The organism is Pantoea sp. X-Soil-ISGK-259, from assembly GCF_059730705.1.
In genome coordinates, this window is record NZ_AP035986.1 from 2,772,989 (window position 1) to 2,796,560 (window position 23,572).

The following is a 23,572-nucleotide window of genomic DNA, read 5'->3' on the forward strand; positions in this document are numbered from 1 at the left end:
CATTGTCGGGGCGGCGGCACCAGGCCTGTTCCGTTTTTGGTGAATTACCAGCGCGCTTTCAGCAGGTTTGGCTGGATCCCGCCAATGGCACGGGTATTACCAAACACCTGCGGCGCCATGCCGGCTTCAAACTCTTCACGGAAATATTTAATCGCACTTTGCAGCGGCTCAACCGCACCTGGCGCATGCGCACAGAAGGTTTTACCCGGGCCAAGCTGACGGCAGAGTTGCAGTAAGGTTTCAATATCGCCTGGCTGGCCCTGTTTATGCTCCAGCGCACGCAGAATTTTCACGCTCCACGGCAGACCGTCACGACACGGACTACACCAGCCGCACGACTCACGGGCAAAGAACTCTTCCAGGTTACGCACCAGGGAAACCATGTTGATCTCGTGATCAACGGCCATTGCCAGCGCCGTACCCAGACGACTGCCCGCTTTGCCAATGCTGGCAAATTCCATCGGCAGATCCAGGTGCTGGTCGGTCAGGAAGTCAGTCCCTGCGCCGCCGGGCTGCCAGGCCTTGAACTTCAGTCCGTCACGCATGCCGCCTGCATAATCTTCCAGGATCTCACGTGCGGTGATACCGAATGGCAGCTCCCAGACGCCGGGATTTTTAACCCGCCCGGAGAAGCCCATCATTTTGGTACCGGCATCTTCACTTTTAGAGATGTTTTTGTACCACTCCACACCGTTGGCCAGAATCGCCGGCACGTTCGAGAGGGTCTCTACGTTGTTCACGCATGTTGGTTTGCCCCACGCGCCCGCACTCGCCGGGAATGGCGGCTTGGAACGCGGGTTAGCACGACGGCCTTCCAGTGAGTTAATCAGTGCCGTCTCTTCGCCGCAGATATAACGCCCTGCGCCGGTATGGACGATCAACTCAAAGTCGAAGCCGGTACCGAGAATATTTTTACCGAGATAGCCCGCTTCCGTGGCTTCAGCAATCGCACGGCGCAGATGCACCGCCGCTTCAATGTATTCGCCACGTAAGAAGATGTAGCCACGGTAGGCCTTTAGCGCAAAGGCGCTGATCAGCATGCCTTCCACCAGCTGGTGAGGCATCTGCTCCATCAGCAGGCGGTCTTTATAGGTGCCTGGCTCCATTTCATCGGCGTTACACAGCAGGTAACGGATGTTCATCGACTCATCTTTCGGCATCAGGCTCCACTTCAGACCGGTAGAGAAGCCTGCACCGCCGCGCCCTTTCAGGCCGGAGTCTTTGACTGCCGCGACAATTTCATCCTGTGACATGCTTTTCAGCGCTTTTTCCGCACCGGCATAGCCGTTTTTGCTGCGATATTCATCAAGCCAGACAGGTTGCTTGTCGTCACGCATCCGCCAGGTGAGCGGATGGGTTTCAGCAGTACGAATGATCTGTTTGATTGTCATTGATACTGCTCCAGCAAAGAGGGAATGCCTTCCGGCGTCAGATGAACATGCGTGTCTTCATCCACCATCATCGTTGGGCCCTTGTCACAGTTACCCAGGCAGCAGGTTGGCAGCAGCGTAAAGCGGCCATCAGCAGTGGTTTGACCCGGTTTGATATTCAGCTGCTGCTCCAGTGCGGACTGGATGCCCTGATAACCGGTGATGTGACAGACCACGCTGTCACAATAACGGATCACATGACGGCCAACCGGCTGACGGAAGATCTGGCTATAAAACGTCGCCACCCCTTCAACATCACTCGCCGGGATACCCAGTACGTCGGCAATCGCGTTGATTGCGCCGTCCGGCACCCAGCCGCGCTGTTTCTGCACGATCTTCAGCGCTTCAATGGAGGCTGCACGCGCATCTTCGTAGTGGTGTTTTTCGTGCTCAATAGCGTGATGCTCTTCCGCGCTCAGCACGAAGACCTCGTTAGGGTCGATCGTTTTAATGGCAATGTGTTGATCGTGCATAATTAGCGGTCCACGTCTGACATAACAAAATCGATACTACCCAGATATACGATCAGGTCGGATACCAGGCTGCCACGGATTACTGAAGGAATCTGCTGCAGATGCGGGAAGCTCGGCGTACGCACGCGGGTGCGGTAGCTCATGGTGCTGCCATCGCTGGTCAGGTAGTAGCTGTTGATCCCTTTCGTCGCTTCAATCATCTGGAACGATTCATTGGCTGGCATCACCGGTCCCCACGAAACCTGCAGGAAGTGGGTGATCAGCGTTTCGATGTGCTGCAGCGTACGCTCTTTCGGTGGTGGCGTGGTCAGCGGATGATCCGCTTTAAACGGCCCCTCTGGCATATTGTTGAGACACTGCTCAAGGATACGCAGGGACTGCCACATCTCTTCCATCTTCAGCTGAACACGGCTGTAAGCATCGCTGACGCCGTCGCCGACCGGGATTTCGAAATCGAAGTTTTCGTAGCCTGAGTATGGACGCCATTTGCGCACGTCAAAGTCGAGACCCGTGGCACGCAGGCCGGCACCGGTCGTGCCCCACGCCAGCGCCTCTTCCATATTGTAAGCAGCAACGCCTTTTGAACGACCAATCAGCACGGTGTTACGCAGTGCCGCTTTGTCATATTCCTTCAGACGCTTCGGCATCCAGTCCAGGAAGTCACGCAGCAGACGTTCCCAGCCTCGCGGCAGGTCGTGTGCTACACCACCGATACGGAACCAGGCCGGGTGCATACGGAAACCGGTAATGGCTTCAACCACGTCATAGATTTTCTGGCGATCGGTAAAGGCAAAGAACACCGGCGTCATCGCGCCGACGTCCTGAATAAAGGTCGAGATATAAAGCAGATGGCTGTTAATGCGGAACAGCTCAGAGAGCATCACGCGGATCACGTTTACGCGATCGGGCACCACGATACCAGCCAGTTTTTCTACCGCCAGCACGTAAGGCATTTCGTTTACGCAGCCGCCGAGGTACTCGATACGGTCAGTGTAAGGAATGTAGCTGTGCCAGGACTGACGCTCACCCATCTTTTCGGCACCACGATGGTGATAACCGATGTCAGGTACGCAGTCGACAATCTCTTCACCGTCCAGCTGCAGGATGATGCGGAACGCACCGTGCGCCGACGGGTGGTTAGGCCCGAGGTTCAGGAACATGAAGTCTTCGTTGGTGGTGCTGCGCTTCATGCCCCAGTCTTCAGGCTTAAAGGTCAGCGCCTCCATCTCTAAATCTTCTTTCTGCTTAGTCAGCGTGAAAGGATCGAATTCGGTGGCGCGCGCCGGGTAATCTTTACGCAGCGGATGGCCTTCCCAGGTAGACGGCATCATGATGCGCGTCAGGTGCGGGTGACCATCAAAGGTAATACCAAACATCTCCCAGGTTTCACGCTCATACCAGTTGGCATTCGGGAAAAGACGGGTGATGGTCGGCAGATGCATGTCGTTTTCAGAGAGTGCCACCTTGAGCATGATGTCGCGGTTGCGTTCAATCGACAGCAGGTGGTAGAAAACGGAAAAATCCGCCGCAGGCAGGCCTGCACGGTGGGTACGTAAACGCTCATCCACGCCATGCAGGTCATACAGCATGACGTAAGGCTTCGTTAATTTACGCAGGAACTCGGTAATTTCCAGTATCTGTTCACGCTTAACCCAGACCACCGGAATGCCGGTGCGGGTTGGCTGTACAGTGAAGGCATCCGGCCCAAAACGGTTACGCAACTCGCCGATCACCGGGTCATCAAGGTGATCACGGGTTTGCCATGAAGGCTGAGCGAGATCTTGCGTGGTCAAATCTGTCATACGTTACTCACCATTCCGGCCTGGTCTCAGGCACTCAAATGAAGGCGTCAGGATGGGGCCATGCATTAAATTGTGATGTTCTGCTGCAGGCGCTCTTTTCCATCCATACGGTTTTAAACTTCGTCCGGGCTGCGCAGGTTTGTGACTGCGATGCGCTCGCCGCGTTTTCTTTCACGCTCTGAAGGCATGTTAGCGCGGTAAACGCCCTGGTCGCCGACAACCCATGAAAGCGGACGGCGCTCTTTGCCGATCGACTCCTGCAACAGCAGCAGTGCCTGCATGTAGGCTTCAGGACGTGGCGGGCAGCCAGGAATATAGACATCTACTGGCAGGAATTTATCGACGCCCTGCACCACCGAATAGATGTCATACATGCCGCCCGAATTTGCGCAGGCACCCATTGAGATCACCCATTTTGGCTCCAGCATCTGATCGTATAAACGCTGAATAACCGGAGCCATTTTGGTAAACGGCGTGCCGGCAATAACCATGAAATCCGCCTGGCGTGGCGAGGCGCGCATAACTTCAGCACCAAAACGTGCCACGTCATGGACCGCGGTAAACGATGTGGTCATCTCAACGTAACAACAGGACAGGCCAAAGTTATAAGGCCAGAGTGAGTTTTTACGTCCCCAGTTCACCATGTCATGCAGGGCATTTTCGAGTTTGCCCATATAAACGCTGCGATGAACGTGCTGCTCCAGCGGATCGCTGACGATTTCCTGCTTTTGCAGAGGATAACGGTCGTTCTCACCACCGTTCGGGTCTATGCGGGTGAGCGTATAGTCCATCTTATTGCCTCTCTTTTACTGCTTATGAGGATTGGTGTGGCTGACCGTAGTAGTTTTCACCACTACGCGACGGCGAGCTGGAGCCCAGTCCAGTGCGCCAATGCGTACCAGATAGACCAGACCCGCAAGGAGCACCAAAATGAAAATTGCGGCTTCCACAAAGCCGACCCAACCGCTTTCGCGGATTGAAGTCGCCCATGCGTATAAAAAGAGGGCTTCGACGTCAAAAATGACGAAAAACATCGCAACCAGATAAAATTTCGCCGACAGGCGGATATGGGTGTCACCAACGGATTCAATGCCCGATTCGAATGGCGTGTCTTTATAGCGGGCGCGCGCTCTGCCGCCAAGCAACCATCCTCCGGTCAGCATGAAAGCACACAAGCCAAAGGCAATAACGATAAATACGATAAACGCCCAGTGCTGAGCGATGATTTCGGTGGTAGTTGACATACTCATTGCTTACTCATCAAAAGTGGCGCTGGCATCCTGCACGCGTTTCCCGCAGCAAACTGACCACATCGATTCAAGGGAAGGGTAAAAACCTTTTAAATGTCACTGTTATTACGGAATAAACAGCAATTTAATGGGGTTTTTTACTCCTTTCTATAACCTTTTGTCAACTTTGACAAAAGTATCCAAACATTATTTCACACCTGCATCATATTATTAACAAATGATGCCCCGCTTTCCAGCTAAATCGCTTCAGTCTGTAGGGTTAATTTTAGTGTAGCGGGTAATCACACGCATGGATCGTGCGTTTAACAAACATATTTTGACAGGTATGACTCTTTTTTCCTTCCCCTTAGCAGGGGTATTTTCTTGATCCAGAACACACTTTTGCCCTTTTTGCGTTAATTTCCTCCACCTGAAGCCTTGATACGGAACAAAAGGTTCGTTTTTATGGATTGCAGATTTCAGTTTGTAATGGAGTGAAATACAGTGAGGGATTTACATCAGGGAGGTTGTCGTCGGGGCGAGTCTGACAAGGGTCAGATAGTAAAAAAGCCCCTCGTTCTGTTCAAAGAATGAGAGGCTTATTTATAAGCGTTTGTTAAGGCAATGGCGCTGATGTTGAGTACAACACGTTAGCGCTATTACTCTTCGTCATCCAACAGCAACGCACCGTCTGGATTGTTGCTCAGATTGTACGGATCATTAGTAGACTGCATGGCATTAAAGATAGCAAGCGCCAGCTCATTATCACTGTCAGGATTACGGCACAGCAGATACTGCGTATCCGGGAGAACCGGCAGACCTTCAGCCGCACCCATAACACGCAGTTCCGGGCTCATCATCTCGACCGGGCGCGCTGTTACGCCAAGACCCGCTTTCACTGCAGCTCGTACGGCAGCCAGAGTAGAAGCGACGTAAGAGATACGCCATGGGATACCGGCTTCATTGAGATGATCAATGGCCATATCACGGTAAGGACTTGGCTCATCCAGCAGCACCAATGGAATCGCTTCGCCGCGCTGGAAGATATAGTCCGCTGCGCAGTACCACAAGGTGGGTGAAGTACGCAGTACCTGATAGGTAAAGTTGCCCGGGCTGGACGTTGTCACCACCAGGTCAACTTCACCCTGATTGAGCATTTCCATCATGAATGGATTACGTTTAACCCGCACATCAATGGCCAGTTTCGGATAAACCGAGGTCACCCGGTTTAACAGGAACGGCAGAATAGTGTCAGAGGTGTCATCAGAGGCACCAATAGTCAGTACGCCCTGAATGTTGCTGTACATCAGAGATGTGCAGGCTTCGTCGTTAAAACGAAGAATTTTTCTGGCATAGCCTAAAAGCTGGATCCCATGCTCTGTTAAAAGCTTATTACGTCCATGTCTGGCAAACAGCTCTTTACCTACCAATTGCTCCAGACGCTGCATCTGCTGACTGACTGCTGACTGGGTTCTGCAGACCGCTGCAGCGGCGGCTGCAAAGGTATTCAAATCCGCAACGGCAACGAAAGTTCTCAGCAGATCGAGGTCGAGATTCAGTATCGGACGATTTGCATTAGTCATGTTTTTTCTTCACTTATAAGATTTTTACGAACTACTACCCTGGTGTTATTACAAGCTTATCAAAGTGATAAGCGGTAATGGTGCTTAATGACAGTCCTGTGTGAAGACTGACATAAAAAAAATTTTATGTGGAACCTGCACCGTTGACTCACCCGAAGGGAGCACGATGCTTTAAGACAGAGACAACTTCTTCTGTACCGATGGCGCTGGGGTGCGCAAATGCAGGAAGCTGTTTAGTTGTCTTATTCCCACCGGAATGAATCGGGCGGGATAAAAACTACACTTAGCGGGCTATCAAGGCGAAGCGGCTAAGTGCACTAAATAATAAATTATACTTAATCATTTTTGACTTCAAAATGGAAATGATTTTGTGAAAAGCGCTGTAAATTTTGTGACAAAGGCATTTCGTGACCCTTATGCCACATTATTGATCACTTTTTAACCCTTCAACGTTCTGAAAATTAGTGAGGAAGTGTTAAGTAGTGCTCACTATCCTGTATTTAAGGTGCCGAATGAAACGCCTTTTTTGGTACTTTTCCGGCGATCACAAGGCCTTAAACAGCACACTCTTAAGCAGTGTTAAGGCGTAAATAGATCTCATGTTATAAAACTGGCCATAAAACGAACATTAATAAAATAAATTTTAACTATTCCTCAAAGTGTATATTTCAGCGGTAAAGAAAATATCTCTCCGTATTGAGTCCACAAACCTTTTTAAATTCCAGAGGCAGATGTTGGCTCGCTACGGTTTTGGGTGGATTAAAATTCTAAAAATTTCTTTATACATAGTTTTATTAACCACCCTCAGCGAGAGCTGTTACTTTTTACGCTACGCATTCTGCAAAAAGTTGTTGAACCCGCCAAAACGGGGCGGCACCCTTCTTTTGTGACCGTGAGGAGAGTACATTGTGCTGGTTCGATTTCTGTGGCAGCCACAAGGATTCTGCCCATCAAGGCGGTAACAATGACTTTTCAAATTGATAAATCCGGAAAACTCGATAACGTCTGCTATGACATCCGTGGACCGGTACTGAAAGAGGCTAAGCGCCTTGAAGAAGAAGGTAATAAAGTTCTCAAGCTGAACATTGGCAATCCGGCGCCGTTTGGTTTCGAAGCACCGGATGAGATCCTGGTTGATGTCATTCGTAACCTTCCCAGCGCTCAGGGTTATTGCGACTCCAAGGGCCTCTACTCCGCCCGTAAAGCAATCATGCAGCACTATCAGGCACGCGACATGCGCGATGTCACGGTAGAAGATATTTATATCGGTAACGGGGTATCAGAACTCATCGTGCAGGCGATGCAGGCGTTACTGAATAGCGGCGACGAAATGCTGGTGCCCGCGCCCGACTATCCCTTATGGACAGCCGCGGTTTCTCTCTCCAGCGGTAAAGCGGTGCACTATCTGTGTGATGAGTCTGCCGGCTGGTTCCCTGATCTGGATGATATCCGTAGCAAGATAACGCCTCGTACCCGTGGCATCGTGATCATCAACCCGAATAACCCTACCGGCGCGGTCTACAGTAAAGAACTGCTGTTAGAGGTGGTTGAAATTGCGCGTCAGCATAATCTGATCATTTTCGCCGACGAAATCTACGACAAGATCCTTTACGACGACGCCCAGCATCACTGCATTGCGGCCCTGGCGCCCGATCTGCTGACCGTGACGTTCAATGGCCTCTCCAAAACCTATCGCGTGGCCGGTTTCCGTCAGGGCTGGATGGTACTGAACGGGCCGAAGAAACATGCGAAAGGCTATATTGAAGGGCTGGAAATGCTCGCCTCAATGCGTCTGTGTGCCAACGTCCCGGCGCAGCATGCGATTCAGACGGCACTGGGCGGCTATCAGAGCATCAGCGAATTTATCATGCCTGGTGGTCGTCTCTACGAGCAGCGCCAGCGTGCATGGGAGTTGATCAATGATATTCCTGGCGTCAGCTGTGTGAAGCCGCAGGGCGCGCTCTACATGTTCCCGAAAATCGATGCCAAAAAATTCAATATCTTCGACGATCAGAAGATGGTGCTGGATTTTCTGTTACAGGAAAAAGTGTTGCTGGTTCAGGGCAGTGCGTTCAACTGGCCGTGGCCCGATCATCTTCGCATCGTTACGCTGCCACGCGTCGATGATCTGGAGATGGCGATTAATAAATTTGGGCGTTTCCTGCAAGGCTATCGTCAGTAATCACGCCCGCGTATACTGACGTTATTTGGGGAGAGCCGGTCTCTCCCCTGCCTGCCAACAGGAACGCGCATGACACAAAGCCACTTCTTTGCTCACCTCTCCCGTCTTAAGCTGATTAATCGCTGGCCGCTGATGCGCAATGTGCGCACCGAAAATGTCTCGGAACACAGTCTGCAGGTCGCTATGGTGGCGCACGCCCTGGCGGTGATCAAAAATCTCAGGTTCAGCGGGTCGCTTAATGCCGATCGTATTGCCATGCTGGCGCTTTATCACGATGCCAGTGAAGTGCTTACCGGCGATTTACCGACACCGGTGAAGTATTACAACGCGCAGATCGCCCACGAATATAAGAAAATCGAAAAGATTGCTCAGCAAAAGCTGATTGAGATGCTGCCGGAAGAGTTTCAGGAAATCTATCGCCCGCTGATCGATGAGCATCTGCATAGCGAAGAGGAGCAGGCCGTTGTGAAACAGGCGGATGCGCTCTGTGCCTATGTTAAGTGTCTTGAAGAGTTGTCTGCCGGGAATAATGAATTTTTACTGGCGAAAGCGCGGCTGGAAAAGACCCTGGCGCAGCGTCGTTCGCCGGAGATGGATTACTTCGTTGACGTGTTCATTCCGAGCTTCAGCCTGTCACTGGATGAAATCTCGCAGGATACGCCTTTGTAAGCCCGGCGAACTGGCCGCCGGGCGGACCCTTAAGCCTGCTGACTAAAGGTAAAACTGCCGTCAGACTCGCGGGAAACTACCAGCGATGCCAGCGATTCGAGCTTAAGCGCCACGTCATCCAGCCGGGGTGTCTCCGCCGCAGGATTAATAGCAATCACCGTGCAGCCCGCATTCAGGCCGGATAAAATTCCGGCGGGAGCATCTTCTGCCACTACGCACGATGTCGCCGCTAACCCCAGTTTCTCCGCACCCAGCAGGTAAGGATCGGGTTCAGGTTTACCTTTCGCCACCTGCTCAGCCGTAATGAACACAGCAGGCTTTGGTAACCCCGCGGCTTTGTGACGGGCATGAGCGACCGGCACCGAGCCTGAGGTGACAATTGCCCAGGGAATATTCAGTTCGTTCAGCCGGTTCAGCAACGCGACGGCACCGGGCAGCGCCTGCACACCGTCGGTGTCCGCCGCTTCAGCCTGCTCCAGCGCGGTAAACTCCGCCTGTATAGCCTCTTCCGACTGACCTGCCATAAAATGACGCAAAGAGGTGATCGCCTGTTTGCCATGGATAAAATCCAGAATCTCATCAGCGGCGATACCATGACGGGCACCCCACTGGCTCCAGGCTCGTTCAACCGCTGGCAGCGAATCCACCAGCGTGCCGTCTAAATCAAATAGAAAACCTCTGTAGGTCACGCGCTCCTCCTCTTCAGGCATTGATCACTTGTGCAATTTCATTTGCACTTAAATGGTACTGGCGCGGACAAGTCTGCCACAAAGCTAACATGCGTTGATACTTTTCCCACATTGGGGTCTGGGCATTGAAACCGTGAGTACCGGAATCGAAGTGGGTATACCGCCCTTCTGTATTCACCATAAAACGGACGTAGCCCAGCAGCCGCGCTTCAGTTGCCGCATCAAAGCCCAAAAAGGCGAGACGGCGCGCTTCAAGCTGACCTTTATCTTTAAGGTTCGACCAGGAAACATGGAGGGCATGATGCATCTCCATAATATCGATCACCGTCCGGCAGATCGCTTCGCTGAGTTCGCCAAACTCTTTGTCCAGCTCACGCATCTGCAGCGCATAGCCGCGTTCGATGATGGTCTGGTAACGGCGGAAGCGTTCAGCATTTTCAGGCTCAAGCATCGCCATGATTTTATACTGGTTAGTGAGAATCAAACGCTGTGCATGGGTCATTTCCATCATTGACTCCCGGTCAGAGACCGCTCAGTTAATCGACAATGGAGAAATGATTGCACAGCGTTAACGACACGGAAACCGCCGTCTCGCCTTTCTTTGATTTGGCCGCAGGTTAGCGGTAATTATTTTACCGCCAGCCTGGGTTTGCCTAGAGATCGTCGAGGAAGGTGCGGTCGAGCTGTTTAAACGCCCGCTTAAGCAGATCGGCCAGTGCCTGATAAGTCGGCTTGCCTTCAACCGGTGCTATCGCCTGCCCGGCTTCTTCCAGTCGGGTACGCACCTCATGAAACCAGTTAAGCAGCGTTGGCGGCAGTGGCGTCACTGAACGCTTGCCCAGCCACCACAGTCCCTGCATCGGCAGGCTGCAGGCAAACAGCGCAGTCGCCACGGCCGGGCCTAACTGACCGCCCATCGCAATCTGCCAGGTCAGCGTAAAAATCGCCAGAGGTGGCATAAAACGAATGGCAAAACTGGTTGCCGATGAAACCCGGTTTTCCGGGAACACGGGGGCCAGGCGCTTATCAGCAGGCCAGGTCTTCATATAGTGTTGGCCGCGCTGAAACATCCGAAACCAATTGGTACTGCCAGATTCATTCGCCATGGCTCACCTCAACTAATACTGCAAAGATTAAAAAATAGTTATAAAGACACAACTTTACGTAACAACCTTCAATTATTTTTGTCTTTAAAGATGACTCCAGCTATTCTGACGCCGTTTTAACACCTCTCCGGAAGCGGAATGCGCCTTTGGGAAGAGGCCTGAGCCAAGTTTCGACAAGGCAATCTTAAAATTTTCGCGTAAGATTACCGAAATTTTTTGCGGAATCGCAGATTTCTGTCTACCGCATGATGTTTGTCATTAATCTACCAGCTTTCATGGGCTACGCTGATAGTCTGATTGCGTTTAATTTAGCCACTCTCAAAAAATAGGTACTTCCATGTCGAGTAAGTTAGTTCTGGTTCTGAACTGTGGCAGCTCTTCCCTTAAGTTTGCCATTCTTAACCCTGCCAGCGGTGAAGAGTTCCTGTCAGGCCTGGCGGAATGTTTCCATCTTCCTGAAGCCCGTATCAAATGGAAGCTGGAAGGCGAAAAACAGGAAGCGCCTCTGGGTGCTGGCGCAGCGCACAGCGAAGCGCTGAACTTTATCGTTAAATCCATTCTGGCACAAAAACCTGAGCTTTCGGCACAAATTGCTGCAATCGGCCATCGTATCGTTCATGGCGGCGAAAAACTGACGCAGTCAGTCATCATTACTGAAGAAGTCGTCCAGGGCATCAAAGACGCCTCCTCTTTCGCACCGCTGCACAATCCGGCTCATCTGATCGGGATTGATGAAGCGATGAAAAATTTCCCTCACCTGTCAGACAAGAATGTCGCGGTATTTGACACCGCTTTCCATCAGACAATGCCGGAAGAGTCTTATCTCTATGCGCTGCCGTACAAATTGTACAAAGAGCATGGCGTTCGTCGCTATGGCGCACATGGTACCAGCCACTTCTACGTGACTCACGAAGCGGCCAAAATGCTTAACAAGCCACTGACGTCACTGAACATCATCACCTGTCACCTCGGCAACGGCGGTTCGGTCTCTGCGATTCGCAACGGCGAGTGCGTGGACACCTCAATGGGTCTGACCCCGCTGGAAGGCCTGGTGATGGGTACGCGCAGTGGCGACATCGACCCGGCGATAGTCTTCTTCCTCCACGATACGCTGGGTATGAGCGTTGATGCCATCAATAAACTGCTGACTAAAGAGTCTGGCCTGTTAGGTCTGACCGAAGTCACCAGCGACTGCCGCTACGTTGAAGATAACTACAGCACCAAAGAAGATGCGAAGCGTGCAATGGATGTCTTCTGTCATCGTCTGGCGAAATATATCGGCAGTTACACCGCGCTGATGGATGGCCGTCTTGACGCCGTCGTGTTTACCGGCGGCATCGGCGAAAACGCCGCGATGGTGCGTGAACTCTCACTGAAAAAACTGGCGCTGCTGGGCTTTGAAGTTGACCACGATCGCAACCTGGCCGCCCGTTTCGGCAAATCTGGTTACATCAATAAAGAAGGCACTCGCCCGGCGCTGGTGATTCCGACCAACGAAGAACTGGTCATCGCCCAGGACGCCGCGCGGCTGACTGCGTAAAACACTTCTCTCCGTCAGCTCAGGCTGACGGAGTTGTTTTTGACACCCTGCCATTACTGAGAGGTTCAAACGTGTCACGTACAATTATGCTCATTCCGACCGGCACCAGCGTCGGCCTGACCAGCGTCAGCCTCGGCGTTATTCGCGCCATGGAGCGCAAAGGCGTCCGTCTCAGCGTCTTCAAGCCAATTGCTCAGCCGCGTAGCGGCGGCGATACGCCGGATCAAACCACCACGATTATCCGTAAGAACTCCTCGATTCCTGCCGCTGAACCGCTGCAGATGTCACGTGTGGAATCTCTGCTGGGATCGAACCAGCAGGATGTGCTGATGGAAGAGATCATCTCCCGTTACCATGCCAACACGCAGGATGCGGAAGTGGTTCTGGTTGAAGGGCTTGTGCCGACCCGTAAGCATCAGTTTGCCAACGCGCTGAACTACGAAATCGCCAAAACCCTGAACGCAGAAATCGTCTTCGTGATGGCGCTGGGCAATGACTCGCCGGCACAGTTGAAAGAGCGCATTGAACTGACTCAAAGCAGCTTCGGCGGTCAGAAGAACAAAAATATCACGGGCGTTATTATCAACAAACTCAACGCGCCGGTGGATGATCAGGGGCGTACCCGTCCTGACCTGTCAGAGATCTTTGATGACTCCTCAAAAGCGAGCATCGCCAACATCGATCCAAAGCAGCTGTTCTCAGACAGCCCGCTGCCGGTGCTGGGCTGCGTGCCGTGGAGCTTTGATCTGATTGCTACCCGCGCGATCGATATGTGCCGCCACCTGGATGCGCGTATCATCAATGAAGGTGAAATTCAGACCCGCCGGGTCAAATCCGTCACCTTCTGTGCGCGCAGTATCCCGCACATGCTGGAGCATTTCCGTCCTGGCTCACTGCTGGTGACTTCCGCAGACCGCCCTGATGTGCTGGTCGCCGCCTGTCTGGCCGCGATGAACGGCATTGAGATTGGTGCAATTCTGCTGACCGGTAACTATGAGATTGACGATCGCATCGCCCGTCTCTGCGACCGGGCTTTCCAGACCGGCCTGCCGGTGTTTATGGTGAAAACCAACACCTGGCAGACCTCCCTGAGCCTGCAGAGCTTTAATCTTGAAGTGCCTGCTGACGATACGCAGCGCATTGAGAAAGTGCAGGAATATGTGGCCAGCTACATTAATGCCGAGTGGATTGAGTCACTGACCGCCACCTCTGAGCGCAGCCGTCGCCTGTCACCTCCAGCCTTCCGCTACCAGCTGACTGAGCTCGCGCGTAAAGCGGGTAAACGTGTCGTGCTGCCAGAGGGTGATGAGCCGCGTACGGTTAAAGCGGCCTCTATCTGTGCTGAGCGCGGTATCGCCACCTGCGTCCTGTTAGGCAATCCGGATGAGATTCAGCGTGTCGCTGCGGCTCAGGGTGTCGTACTGGGCAAAGGTGTCGAAATTGTTGACCCGGAACAGGTACGTGAAAACTACGTGCCACGTCTGGTTGAGCTGCGTAAGAGCAAAGGCATGACCGAAGTGGTCGCTCAGGAGCAGCTGGAAGATAACGTGGTTCTCGGCACCATGATGCTGGAGAGCGGTGAAGTGGATGGTCTGGTTTCAGGCGCGGTTCACACCACCGCCAACACCATTCGTCCGCCACTGCAGTTGATCAAAACCGCGCCGAACAGCTCGCTGGTTTCATCCGTGTTCTTTATGCTGCTGCCGGAGCAGGTGCTGGTCTACGGTGACTGCGCCATTAACCCGGATCCTACCGCTGAGCAGCTGGCTGAGATTGCTATCCAGTCAGCGGATTCTGCCAGCGCCTTTGGTATCGATCCGCGTGTGGCGATGATCTCCTACTCTACCGGCACGTCAGGTGCAGGTAGCGATGTTGAGAAAGTGCGTGAAGCAACGCGCATTGCGCAGGAGAAACGTCCTGATCTGGTCATCGATGGTCCGCTGCAGTATGACGCCGCGATCATGGAAGATGTGGCGAAATCGAAAGCGCCAAATTCACAGGTTGCAGGTCGCGCTACCGTGTTTATCTTCCCGGATCTCAACACCGGTAACACCACCTACAAAGCGGTACAGCGTTCAGCCGATCTGATCTCAATCGGACCGATGCTGCAGGGTATGCGTAAGCCGGTCAACGATCTGTCGCGCGGTGCGCTGGTTGACGACATCGTCTATACCATCGCCCTGACGGCTATTCAGTCACAGCAGGCTGAAGGTTAAGCGTCTGGTAACAACGAAAAAGGCATGCCACGAGGCATGCCTTTTTTTTCGCCGGTAACCGGGCAGTCCACGTTAATGCGCGTCGGTCACTGGTATGAATGCGCCCGTTTTCAGGCCCGGTTATCACCGTTGCGGCTCATCCACAGAGAGAGCGCTTTCAGCGAATCGTCGGTAAATTCATCACAGCGTGCGGTGATCTCATCGGGCGTCATCCAGATAATCTCATCGACTTCCGATTCCTGCATGGCGAAAGGGCCATGTGACACACAACTGAACAGACCGCCCCAGACACGGCAATGCTGATCTTCGAAGTAGAATTTGCCATGCTCAGCAAACGGCACGGCGGCAATCCCTAACTCCTCTTCCGCTTCACGTCGCGCAGATTCCAGCATATCTTCACCGCTCTGCACCACGCCGCCTGCGGTTGCGTCCAGTTTGCCCGGCATAAAATCTTTTATCTCAGTGCGACGCTGTACCAGAATCTTACCCATACCGTCATGAACCACGATATAAGTGGCGCGGTGACGCAGGCACTGAGCACGCATCTGCGCGCGTGTCGCCTGAGCAACGACTTCATTCTCTTCGTTTACGATATCGACCCACTCAATGCCGTCACCCGCAGTTTGATCCACCATCCGTAACCCTTTCCTGTTTGGCGTACAGTTGCGTACGCAGTTTGCCACGTCGTTATTTTTATGTGGCGTAAGGTAATCACTTACGCCAGCATGAGCAAGCCCCGGCTGTTACCGATTTTTACCACTTTCTGCTAACCACAGCTGTACCGAGGCGCGTTGCCACTGAAACTCAGCATATTGCTGTAAGCGTGCAGGCAGAGGATCGCCATGCAGTACCAGCCGGTTAAGCATCACCGCCAGATCGGTATCTGCAATTGACCACTCGCCAAACAGGTTCTGCTGTCCGTCTGGCAGCAGACGTTCGACAGCCGTAACGAGTTTATCCACCGCCTGCTGCGCTGACGCGGTCAGCGGCGCAAAGCGTTCACCGGCAAACAGCACCTCTGTCGGACGCTCCTGACGAATCCACAGGAAGTCACTGCGCAGCCAGGCCTGAATCTCTCTCGCGCGCGCGCGATTTTCGCGGTCGCGAGGATAGAGACGTTCAAACTCGGGTGCCGGAAAACGCTCTTCAAGATATTCGGTTATCGCCGAGGATTCGCTTAACAGAAAGTCATCAATCTGCAGGGTCGGAACCCGGCAGGTCAGCGACAACTCACGGTATGCCGCTGCGTATTGCTGATTCTGCGACAAATCGACGCGTTTCAGGTGGAACGGAATCCCTTTTTCGTTAAGGGCAACGTAGGCCGACATGGCGTAAGGACTGAAAAATGATGAATCTGACCACAGGGTGATGGGCGGATAATTCATCGGTTACCTCAATTGGCTGTCAGGATTGCATCATGTTTACCGATTTTTTTTTGCGAAGGCAACGCTGAGCTGATCCGATCTCTTCCTTCAGAAGAAGAAACCGCGACGCGACTCACTATAGAGTGGCTCCACTCTTCTATGCTGAAAGGTGCAAATAACAAAAACATCAAGGGAGCCGCAACATGCACATTCTTATTACCGGTGGCACGGGACTGATTGGCCGTCACCTGATTCCACGTCTGCAGCAGTTGGGCCATCAGATCAGCGTGGTAACGCGCGACGTGGTCAGCGCGCGTGAAAAACTGGGCGAGAACGTCGCACTCTGGTCAGGACTGGCGCAACAGTCGACACTGGATGACATCGATGCGGTGATTAATCTGGCGGGCGAATCGATCGCTGACAAACGCTGGACGGAGCCACACAAGCAGCAGCTCTGTGAAAGTCGCTGGCAGATAACCGAGCAGATCGCCTCACTGATCAACGCCAGCACTACGCCACCCGCCGTATTGATCTCAGGTTCGGCAACCGGCTTTTATGGCAATACCGGCGATCTGGTGCTGACCGAAGAGGACCAGGGGCAGGATGAGTTCACGCATCAGCTCTGCGCCCGCTGGGAGCAGCTGGCGCTCACGGCGGAAAGCGAACGCACCCGCGTTTGTCTGCTGCGAACTGGCGTGGTACTGGCGCCCGAGGGCGGCGCACTCAGCAAAATGAAGTTGCCGTTTAAGCTCGGCATCGGCGGGCCAATCGGCAGTGGTAAACAGTACATGCCGTGGATCCATATTGATGACATGCTCAACGCCATTATCTGGCTGCTGGACCATGATGACCTGAGAGGGCCGTTCAACATGGTCGCACCTTACGCGGTGCGTAATGAGCAGTTTGCCGCCACGCTGGGTCGGGTTATGCATCGTCCGGCCTTTATGCGTACGCCTGCCAGCGCCATTAAGCTGATGATGGGCGAATCGTCGGTTCTGGTGCTGGGAGGACAACATGTGCTGCCAAAGCGGCTGGAGGCGTCAGGTTTTGGCTTCCGCTGGTACGATCTGCAGGAGGCATTGCAGGATGTAGTGAAGCATTAACCAGAAGCCCGCGCCCGGCCAGGCGCGGGCTCAGGCTTACTTCAGCGATCTCTTGAGGAACTGCTGTAAACGTGGACTTTTCGGGTTGCCAAACACCTCCGCAGGCGGCCCCTGCTCTTCGATTTTGCCCTGGTGCAGGAAAATCACATGGCTGGAGACGTGACGGGCAAATTCCATCTCATGCGTGACGACCACCATGGTTTTACCCTCTTCCGCCAGCTTCTGCATGATGCGCAGCACTTCGCCTACCAGTTCAGGATCCAGCGCCGACGTCGGCTCATCAAACAGCAACACTTCCGGCTCCATCGCCAGCGCGCGCGCAATCGACACACGCTGCTGCTGACCACCCGAGAGATGCACCGGATACTTCGCCTGCGCCCGCGCATCAATGCCGACTTTATCGAGATAGCGGATGGCGCGCTCACGCGCTTCCGCTTTACTCAGCCCCAGCACCTGAATCGGCGCTTCCATCACATTTTCCAGCACTGTCATGTGACTCCAGAGATTAAAGTGCTGGAACACCATGGTGAGGCTGGTGCGCAACGCGCGCAGTTGCTCTTTGTCAGCCACTTTAAGCTGACCATCTTTGTCGCGGACTAAGGTGATCTGCTGGTTGTTCACCATGATGCTGCCTTCACTCGGTTTTTCGAGGAAGTTGATGCAGCGTAAAAAGGTACTTTTCCCTGAACCGGACGATCCAATGATGCTGATCACATCGCCCGCTTTAGCAGTTAACGAGACCCCTTTCAGCACTTCATGTTCACCGTAACGCTTATGCAATTCGGTGACGCTTAATTTATTGTCAGCCATAGTTCTACTCAATGCGATGAAGAGGGTTTCACGTGGGCCAGCCAGCGGCGTTCCGCCAGGCGGAACAGGCTGATCAACACGTAAGAGATAATCAGGTATAACACAGCCGCAATGCCAAAGGCGGTAAACGGCTGATAGGTCGCCGAGTTAATATCCCGCGCGATTTTCAGCAGATCCGGCACCGTGGCGGTGAAAGCCAGCGCCGTGGAGTGCAGCATCAGAATCACTTCGTTACTGTAGGCCGGCAGTGCCGTCCGCAGCGCCGAGGGCAGGATAATGCAGCGATAGAGTTTAAAGGTGGAGAAGCCATACGCCCGCGCCGCCTCAATCTCGCCGTGGGGCACCGAGCGAATGGCACCGGCAAAGATCTCTGTGGTGTAAGCACAGGTATTCAGGGTGAAGGCGAGTAACGTACAGTTCAGGCCACTGCGGAAAAATGCGTTCAGCAGTTCAGTGCCTTTTACAATCTCCAGCGTGTACATGCCGGAGTAGAACACCAGCAGCTGCACATAGAGCGGCGTGCCGCGAAACACGTAGGTAAAGAGCCAGACCGGAAAACTGATAAACCGGTTAGGCGAAACCCGCGCGATCGCCAGCAGGATGGCCAGACAGCCACCAACGGTCACCGAGAGAATCAGCAGCCACAGGGTGATAGCCACACCGGTAAAACGATAACCGTCGGTCCAGAGCAGCGATTTCCAGTATTCCTGAATAATCTCAATCATAACTCGCCCTCTTCACACCGACCGTATAGCGACGGTTCAGCCACCACAGCACGCCATTCGACAGCGTGGTGAACACCAGATAAATCACACCCGCTACAATAGCGAAGTAGAACGGCTGCCAGGTACTTTTCCCCGCCAGTTGCGTTGCCTTCACGACATCTTCCAGCCCCAGCAGCGAGACCAGCGCGGTGGCTTTCAGAATCACCTGCCAGTTGTTGCCGATGCCCGGCAACGCATAGCGCATCATGGCCGGAAACAGAATGCGGCGGAACACCTGCGCGCTGGTAAAACCAAATGCAGTAGCCGCCTCTATCTGTCCCTGAGGCACAGCCATAAAAGCACCCCGGAAGGTTTCGGTGAAGTAGGCACCATAGATAAAGCCGAGCGTGATGATACCGGCCACCATCGGGTCGATATCAAACTGCGCCATACCCAGCGCATCGGTTACCTGGTTGAGGACAATCTGCAGACCGTAGAAGATCAGCAGCATCAGTACGAGGTCAGGCACGCCACGAATCAGCGTGGTGTAGCCTTCAAAAATCATCGCCAGCGGCCGGCTGCGCGACAGTTTCGCGCCTGCGCCAATCAGGCCCAGCAGCACGGCCAGTACGACAGAGGTGAGTGCCAGCTCCAGCGTCACCAGCGTGCCCCGAAGAATTACATCAGAATAGCCATACAGCATCGAAAGGTCCTGTCGTGGGGGTGTAAACGAAACGCTGCCCGCAAGCGAGACGGGCAGTTTAGCTTTACCTCTCCGTTTCAGACGCTTTCCGTCATCACCGGGCCAGGTCCGGTTTCTGCCTCGGGCAGAACCGGCTCAGTCCCGGCAGAACGGAAACAGAAGGTAAAGCGACAGGATGGTTAGTCGCCGTACACATTGAAATCGAAGTATTTCTTCGCAATCTTGTCGTAGGTGCCATCTTTACGCATGTCAGCAAAGGCTTTGTCGATGGCGGCTTTCAGTTCGCTGTCATCTTTACGCAGTCCCATACCGGTGCCGACGCCAAAGATCTTGTCATCTTTGACGGCCGGACCGGCAAAGGCGTAGTTTTTACCGACTGGCTGCTTCAGAAAACCTTCGCTGGCCTGCACTTCATCCTGGAAGGCCGCATCAATACGACCGGCATTCAGATCCTGATAAACCAGATCCTGATTAGCATAAGGGGTGACGTTAACCCCTTTAGGCCGCCAGTTCTGATTGGCATAGGTTTCCTGGGTTGTGCCCTGCAGCAGACCGATATTTTTGCCTTTCAGCGACTCAATGGTCGGTTGAATTTTCGATCCTTTCGGTGCGACTAAACGCGCATTAGCAGCGTAAAGCTTATCCGAGAAGGCGATCTCTTCCTGACGTTTTGCTGTGATGGAAAGTGAGGAGATGATGGCATCAATTTTTTTCGCTTTCAGCGACGGGATCAGCGCATCGAAGTCGCTTTCAACGTAGGTGCATTGGGTATGAATACGTTTACAGATTTCGTTAGCGAGGTCGATATCGAAGCCCACTAACTTGCCTTGCGCGTCTTTCGACTCAAACGGTGGGTAAGTTGGATCTGTGCCGATACGGATTGAACCCGGCACTGCCGCGAATACGCTGGCAGCACTGGATAAGCCCAGCATCAGGGAAAGAGCCAGAACACGCTTTTTCATAGATTACCCTCAAGTGAAGTGCTTTTTGTTATGTGGTTTGTGATGTGTTTGCGCAAATTAATTTGCATGTTTCATGCCAGTTCTGCAAGTTTTCCACGCAGTTAGCGTGATGTCAGACAGGCGAAAACGCTGTGTTTGTAGGGGGAATATAGCAGTGAAGTAAAAGAGAAAAAGCGACGTTGTTAACTTTTGGTGCATCAAATGCACGAAGAGTGATCCGAGGCGCGCTTATGCACTAAATAAGTGCGCCAGCGGAACTTTATGCACCCTGCCAGCGCGCGAAGAGATCTTCCGGTAATTCGATATCGAATTGATCAATAACCCGGTTGACGGTCTGGTCAATCAGCTGATCGATGGTTTCAGGCCGATGATAAAAAGCCGGCACTGGTGGCATTATTATGGCGCCCAGCTCGGCGGCGGTGGTCATCATGCGCAGGTGTCCAACGTGCAATGGCGTTTCACGTACGCACAATACCAGCTTACGCTGCTCTTTTAATATGACGTCAGCCGCACGGGTCAGCAGGGAGTCAGTGTAACTGTGGACGATGCCTGAAAGCGTTTTCATTGAACAGGGTAAAATCGCCATGCCCAGGGTTTTAAACGACCCCGACGAGATATTTGCTGCAATATCGCGCACGTCATGCACCACATCGGCCAGCGCCTGCACGTCACGCAGCGAATAGTCGCTCTCCAGCCCCAGCGTCTGACGCGCCGCCTGGCTCATGACCAGATGCGTTTCTACTTCTTCCACCTGCTGCAACACCTGCAGCATGCGCACGCCATAGATCACCCCGCTTGCGCCGGAGATGCCAATGATGAGTCGTTTCATATTCCAACCTTATGTCAGCCAATGCACTATCATACGCGGCCAGCAGGTTTCTGAAAACAAACAGGGCGGGATTGCTCCCGCCCTGCTTTATGTTGACCACCCGCTGAGCATATCAGCCCTCGTTGTGCAGCTCGAGGTTTTCGACTTCGTTCTGGCGTTGAAGCGCTTTGGCGTCATCGTTGCGCAGCGATTCCAGATACTCCAGATACTGCTGATCGACATCTTTCGTCACGTAGATACCGTTGAACACCGAGCATTCAAACTGGGCGATGTCCGGGTTCTCTTCACGCACCGCTTCAATCAAATCGTCCAGGTCCTGGAAAATCAGCGCATCGGCTTTAATCAGCTGGCGAATCTCTTCCACTTCGCGGCCATGCGCAATCAGTTCCGTGGCGCTCGGCATATCAATGCCGTAGACGTTCGGGAAACGAATTTCCGGTGCAGCAGACGCCAGATAAACGCGTCTGGCGCCGGCTTCACGCGCCATCTCAATGATCTGCTCTGAGGTGGTGCCCCGCACGATAGAGTCATCCACCAGCAGGACATTTTTATCACGGAATTCAGCACGGTTAGCGTTGAGCTTGCGGCGAACCGCGCTGCGACGTAACTGCTGGCCCGGCATGATAAAAGTACGGCCAACGTAACGGTTTTTCACGAAGCCCTGACGATAAGGCTTGTCGAGAATACGGGCAATTTCCAGCGCGATATCGGTAGAGGTTTCCGGAATAGGAATCACCACGTCGATATCCAAATCTTCCCACTCGCGGGCAATTTTCTCGCCCAGCTTGGTGCCCATGCGGACACGGGCGCTGTAGACGGAGATTTTATCCAGGAAAGAGTCCGGACGGGCAAAATAGACATATTCGAACAGGCACGGATTGCTTTTCGGGTTTTCAGCACACTGGCGGGTAGAGAGCTGGCCCGCTTCAGTGACATAGACGGCTTCACCCGGTGCGACGTCACGGATGAACTCAAAGCCCAGCGTATCCAGCGCGACGCTCTCGGAGGCGACCATATATTCGGTGCGACCATCAGCGATAACGCGCTTGCCCAGCACCAGCGGACGGATGCCATTAGGGTCACGGAAAGCAACCATGCCGTGGCCGATAATCATCGAGACAACCGCGTAGGCGCCACGCACCTGCTGATGTACGGCAGCCACCGCGGCAAAAATGTTGTCGGCTTCCAGCGGATCATTTTGAAAACGATCTAACTCCTGCGCAAAGATATTCAGCAGGATTTCAGAATCTGAGGTGGTATTAACGTGACGGCGGCCCTTTTCAAACAGGTGCTTGCGCAGCACATGGGCGTTGGTCAGGTTACCGTTATGCGCCAGGGTGATGCCGTATGGGGAGTTTACATAGAATGGCTGCGCTTCAGAGGCACTGGAGCTTCCCGCAGTGGGATAACGCGCGTGGCCAATCCCCATATTGCCCTGCAGACGCTGCATGTGGCGTGCTTCGAAAACGTCGCTGACCAGGCCATTTGCCTTTCGCAGGCGAAAACATTTCAGCGCATCAATCGTACAAATGCCTGCGGCATCCTGCCCGCGGTGCTGGAGCACCGTTAACGCGTCATAGATCGACTGGTTGACCGGCATGAAACCGGTGATACCGACAATACCGCACATGTTGTCATTTCCTCATTTAGCCGCACTCCCGGTCACATCACCGGGGTAAAAAACTCGACGTGCTTTTCAGGTAATCAAAAAACCACCTGATGATATAACTGAACTCGGGAATGAGTTGAGACTGTTGCCAGTCTGGACTTTTAGAAAAGCCAGTGAATGTATCAAGGAAGAACAGCAAAGCGGCTACGATCAGCACACCACGCAACGCCCCGAAACAGACGCCCAACACCCGGTCGGTTCCCGACAGGCCGGTTTTCTCCACCAGCGTGCCGATAACGTAGTTCACAATGGCCCCTACAATCAGGGTAGCCACAAACAGCACACCGATGGCGATACCGTTACGAACCAGTTCGTCGTCAAAACCTGTAAACCAGACTGCAAGGTAGGCGTAGTAATGACTGGCGACAAAAAACGCGCATCCCCAGGTAACAAGAGATAAGGCTTCCCGGACAAACCCACGGACGAGGCTGACCAGAGCCGAAAAACCAACTACCGCAATAATGACGTAATCAATCCAGATCATGAACTCTTCCAGCGCCAGTGCAATT

At 53.3% G+C, this 23,572-nt stretch carries 23 protein-coding genes; 5 read left to right on the plus strand and 18 right to left on the minus strand.

Translation table 11 applies throughout. From position 1 onward, the window contains the following. Positions 1 to 44: 44 nt before the first annotated feature. The 6 genes from nuoF to lrhA all read right to left on the minus strand — a co-directional run bounded on the left by nuoF (position 45) and on the right by lrhA (position 6,517). Positions 45 to 1,385 carry an NADH-quinone oxidoreductase subunit NuoF gene (nuoF, locus tag AC6I77_RS12985; protein ID WP_497817225.1) on the minus strand — a complete coding sequence of 447 codons (1,341 nt, stop codon included), beginning with the start codon at positions 1,383 to 1,385 and terminating at the stop codon, positions 45 to 47. A 2-nt stretch (positions 1,386 to 1,387) separates the two neighbouring features. Continuing rightward, positions 1,388 to 1,903: an NADH-quinone oxidoreductase subunit NuoE gene (nuoE, locus tag AC6I77_RS12990; protein ID WP_003854243.1), complete on the minus strand. Its 516-nt coding sequence runs from the start codon at positions 1,901 to 1,903 to the stop codon at positions 1,388 to 1,390. 2 nt (positions 1,904 to 1,905) lie between these two features. Further along, positions 1,906 to 3,705: an NADH-quinone oxidoreductase subunit C/D gene (gene nuoC / locus AC6I77_RS12995; protein WP_375150313.1), complete on the minus strand. Its 1,800-nt coding sequence runs from the start codon at positions 3,703 to 3,705 to the stop codon at positions 1,906 to 1,908. A 113-nt stretch (positions 3,706 to 3,818) separates the two neighbouring features. After that, positions 3,819 to 4,496: a NuoB/complex I 20 kDa subunit family protein gene (locus AC6I77_RS13000; protein ID WP_003854245.1), complete on the minus strand. Its 678-nt coding sequence runs from the start codon at positions 4,494 to 4,496 to the stop codon at positions 3,819 to 3,821. Positions 4,497 to 4,511: 15 nt separating this feature from the next. Beyond that, positions 4,512 to 4,955, minus strand: a complete 444-nt coding sequence (locus AC6I77_RS13005; protein ID WP_003854246.1) for an NADH-quinone oxidoreductase subunit A — start codon at positions 4,953 to 4,955, stop codon at positions 4,512 to 4,514. A 638-nt stretch (positions 4,956 to 5,593) separates the two neighbouring features. Further along, complete coding sequence (lrhA, locus tag AC6I77_RS13010; protein ID WP_003854247.1) at positions 5,594 to 6,517, minus strand: transcriptional regulator LrhA; 924 nt, start codon at positions 6,515 to 6,517, stop codon at positions 5,594 to 5,596. Positions 6,518 to 7,481: 964 nt separating this feature from the next. Here lrhA and AC6I77_RS13015 point away from each other — a divergent pair. Continuing rightward, entirely contained in the window at positions 7,482 to 8,699 is a 1,218-nt protein-coding gene (locus AC6I77_RS13015; protein ID WP_003854248.1) for a pyridoxal phosphate-dependent aminotransferase, read from the plus strand. Between the two features lie 69 nt (positions 8,700 to 8,768). Further along, positions 8,769 to 9,368 carry a 5'-deoxynucleotidase gene (gene yfbR, locus AC6I77_RS13020; RefSeq protein WP_003854249.1) on the plus strand — a complete coding sequence of 200 codons (600 nt, stop codon included), beginning with the start codon at positions 8,769 to 8,771 and terminating at the stop codon, positions 9,366 to 9,368. A 29-nt stretch (positions 9,369 to 9,397) separates the two neighbouring features. Here yfbR and AC6I77_RS13025 read toward each other — a convergent pair whose 3' ends face one another. From AC6I77_RS13025 to yfbV, 3 genes are all read right to left on the minus strand, one after another. After that, positions 9,398 to 10,057 (minus strand): sugar phosphatase, encoded by a 660-nt coding sequence (locus AC6I77_RS13025; protein WP_314508868.1) that lies wholly within the window; start codon positions 10,055 to 10,057, stop codon positions 9,398 to 9,400. 13 nt (positions 10,058 to 10,070) lie between these two features. Next, positions 10,071 to 10,565 carry a YfbU family protein gene (locus AC6I77_RS13030; RefSeq protein ID WP_003854251.1) on the minus strand — a complete coding sequence of 165 codons (495 nt, stop codon included), beginning with the start codon at positions 10,563 to 10,565 and terminating at the stop codon, positions 10,071 to 10,073. 145 nt (positions 10,566 to 10,710) lie between these two features. After that, a complete protein-coding gene (yfbV, locus tag AC6I77_RS13035) occupies positions 10,711 to 11,163 on the minus strand; it encodes a terminus macrodomain insulation protein YfbV (protein ID WP_497816999.1) in 453 nt (150 codons plus the stop codon). Positions 11,164 to 11,500: 337 nt separating this feature from the next. Between yfbV and ackA the strand changes: the two genes are divergently transcribed. Both ackA and pta read left to right on the plus strand, forming a co-directional pair. Next, positions 11,501 to 12,703, plus strand: coding sequence for an acetate kinase (ackA, locus tag AC6I77_RS13040; protein WP_187512878.1), 1,203 nt, complete (start codon positions 11,501 to 11,503; stop codon positions 12,701 to 12,703). 86 nt (positions 12,704 to 12,789) lie between these two features. After that, positions 12,790 to 14,919: a phosphate acetyltransferase gene (pta, locus tag AC6I77_RS13045; RefSeq protein WP_033743374.1), complete on the plus strand. Its 2,130-nt coding sequence runs from the start codon at positions 12,790 to 12,792 to the stop codon at positions 14,917 to 14,919. Between the two features lie 110 nt (positions 14,920 to 15,029). Here pta and yfcD read toward each other — a convergent pair whose 3' ends face one another. Further along, complete coding sequence (yfcD, locus tag AC6I77_RS13050) at positions 15,030 to 15,554, minus strand: NUDIX hydrolase YfcD (protein ID WP_003854255.1); 525 nt, start codon at positions 15,552 to 15,554, stop codon at positions 15,030 to 15,032. Positions 15,555 to 15,662: 108 nt separating this feature from the next. Further along, positions 15,663 to 16,304, minus strand: a complete 642-nt coding sequence (yfcF, locus tag AC6I77_RS13055) for a glutathione transferase (protein WP_497817000.1) — start codon at positions 16,302 to 16,304, stop codon at positions 15,663 to 15,665. A 182-nt stretch (positions 16,305 to 16,486) separates the two neighbouring features. Here yfcF and AC6I77_RS13060 point away from each other — a divergent pair, with 182 nt between their 5' ends. Next, positions 16,487 to 17,386: a TIGR01777 family oxidoreductase gene (locus AC6I77_RS13060; RefSeq protein ID WP_497817001.1), complete on the plus strand. Its 900-nt coding sequence runs from the start codon at positions 16,487 to 16,489 to the stop codon at positions 17,384 to 17,386. A gap of 36 nt (positions 17,387 to 17,422) precedes the next feature. Here AC6I77_RS13060 and hisP read toward each other — a convergent pair whose 3' ends face one another. The 7 genes from hisP to cvpA all read right to left on the minus strand — a co-directional run bounded on the left by hisP (position 17,423) and on the right by cvpA (position 23,547). After that, a complete protein-coding gene (hisP, locus tag AC6I77_RS13065; RefSeq protein ID WP_497817002.1) occupies positions 17,423 to 18,196 on the minus strand; it encodes a histidine ABC transporter ATP-binding protein HisP in 774 nt (257 codons plus the stop codon). A gap of 8 nt (positions 18,197 to 18,204) precedes the next feature. Beyond that, positions 18,205 to 18,921 (minus strand): ABC transporter permease, encoded by a 717-nt coding sequence (locus AC6I77_RS13070; protein WP_003854259.1) that lies wholly within the window; start codon positions 18,919 to 18,921, stop codon positions 18,205 to 18,207. Beyond that, positions 18,914 to 19,603, minus strand: coding sequence for a histidine ABC transporter permease HisQ (locus AC6I77_RS13075; protein ID WP_003854260.1), 690 nt, complete (start codon positions 19,601 to 19,603; stop codon positions 18,914 to 18,916). The genes AC6I77_RS13070 and AC6I77_RS13075 overlap by 8 nt, the downstream gene beginning before the upstream one ends. 179 nt (positions 19,604 to 19,782) lie before the next feature. Then, entirely contained in the window at positions 19,783 to 20,565 is a 783-nt protein-coding gene (gene argT, locus AC6I77_RS13080) for a lysine/arginine/ornithine ABC transporter substrate-binding protein ArgT (RefSeq protein WP_003854262.1), read from the minus strand. A 259-nt stretch (positions 20,566 to 20,824) separates the two neighbouring features. Further along, positions 20,825 to 21,394 (minus strand): UbiX family flavin prenyltransferase, encoded by a 570-nt coding sequence (locus AC6I77_RS13085; protein ID WP_008926477.1) that lies wholly within the window; start codon positions 21,392 to 21,394, stop codon positions 20,825 to 20,827. Positions 21,395 to 21,506: 112 nt separating this feature from the next. After that, the gene (purF, locus tag AC6I77_RS13090; RefSeq protein ID WP_078804617.1) at positions 21,507 to 23,024 is read right to left on the minus strand and encodes an amidophosphoribosyltransferase; all 1,518 of its coding nucleotides are present in this window, start codon (positions 23,022 to 23,024) and stop codon (positions 21,507 to 21,509) included. Positions 23,025 to 23,061: 37 nt separating this feature from the next. After that, a complete protein-coding gene (gene cvpA, locus AC6I77_RS13095; protein WP_003854265.1) occupies positions 23,062 to 23,547 on the minus strand; it encodes a colicin V production protein in 486 nt (161 codons plus the stop codon). Positions 23,548 to 23,572 lie beyond the last annotated feature (25 nt).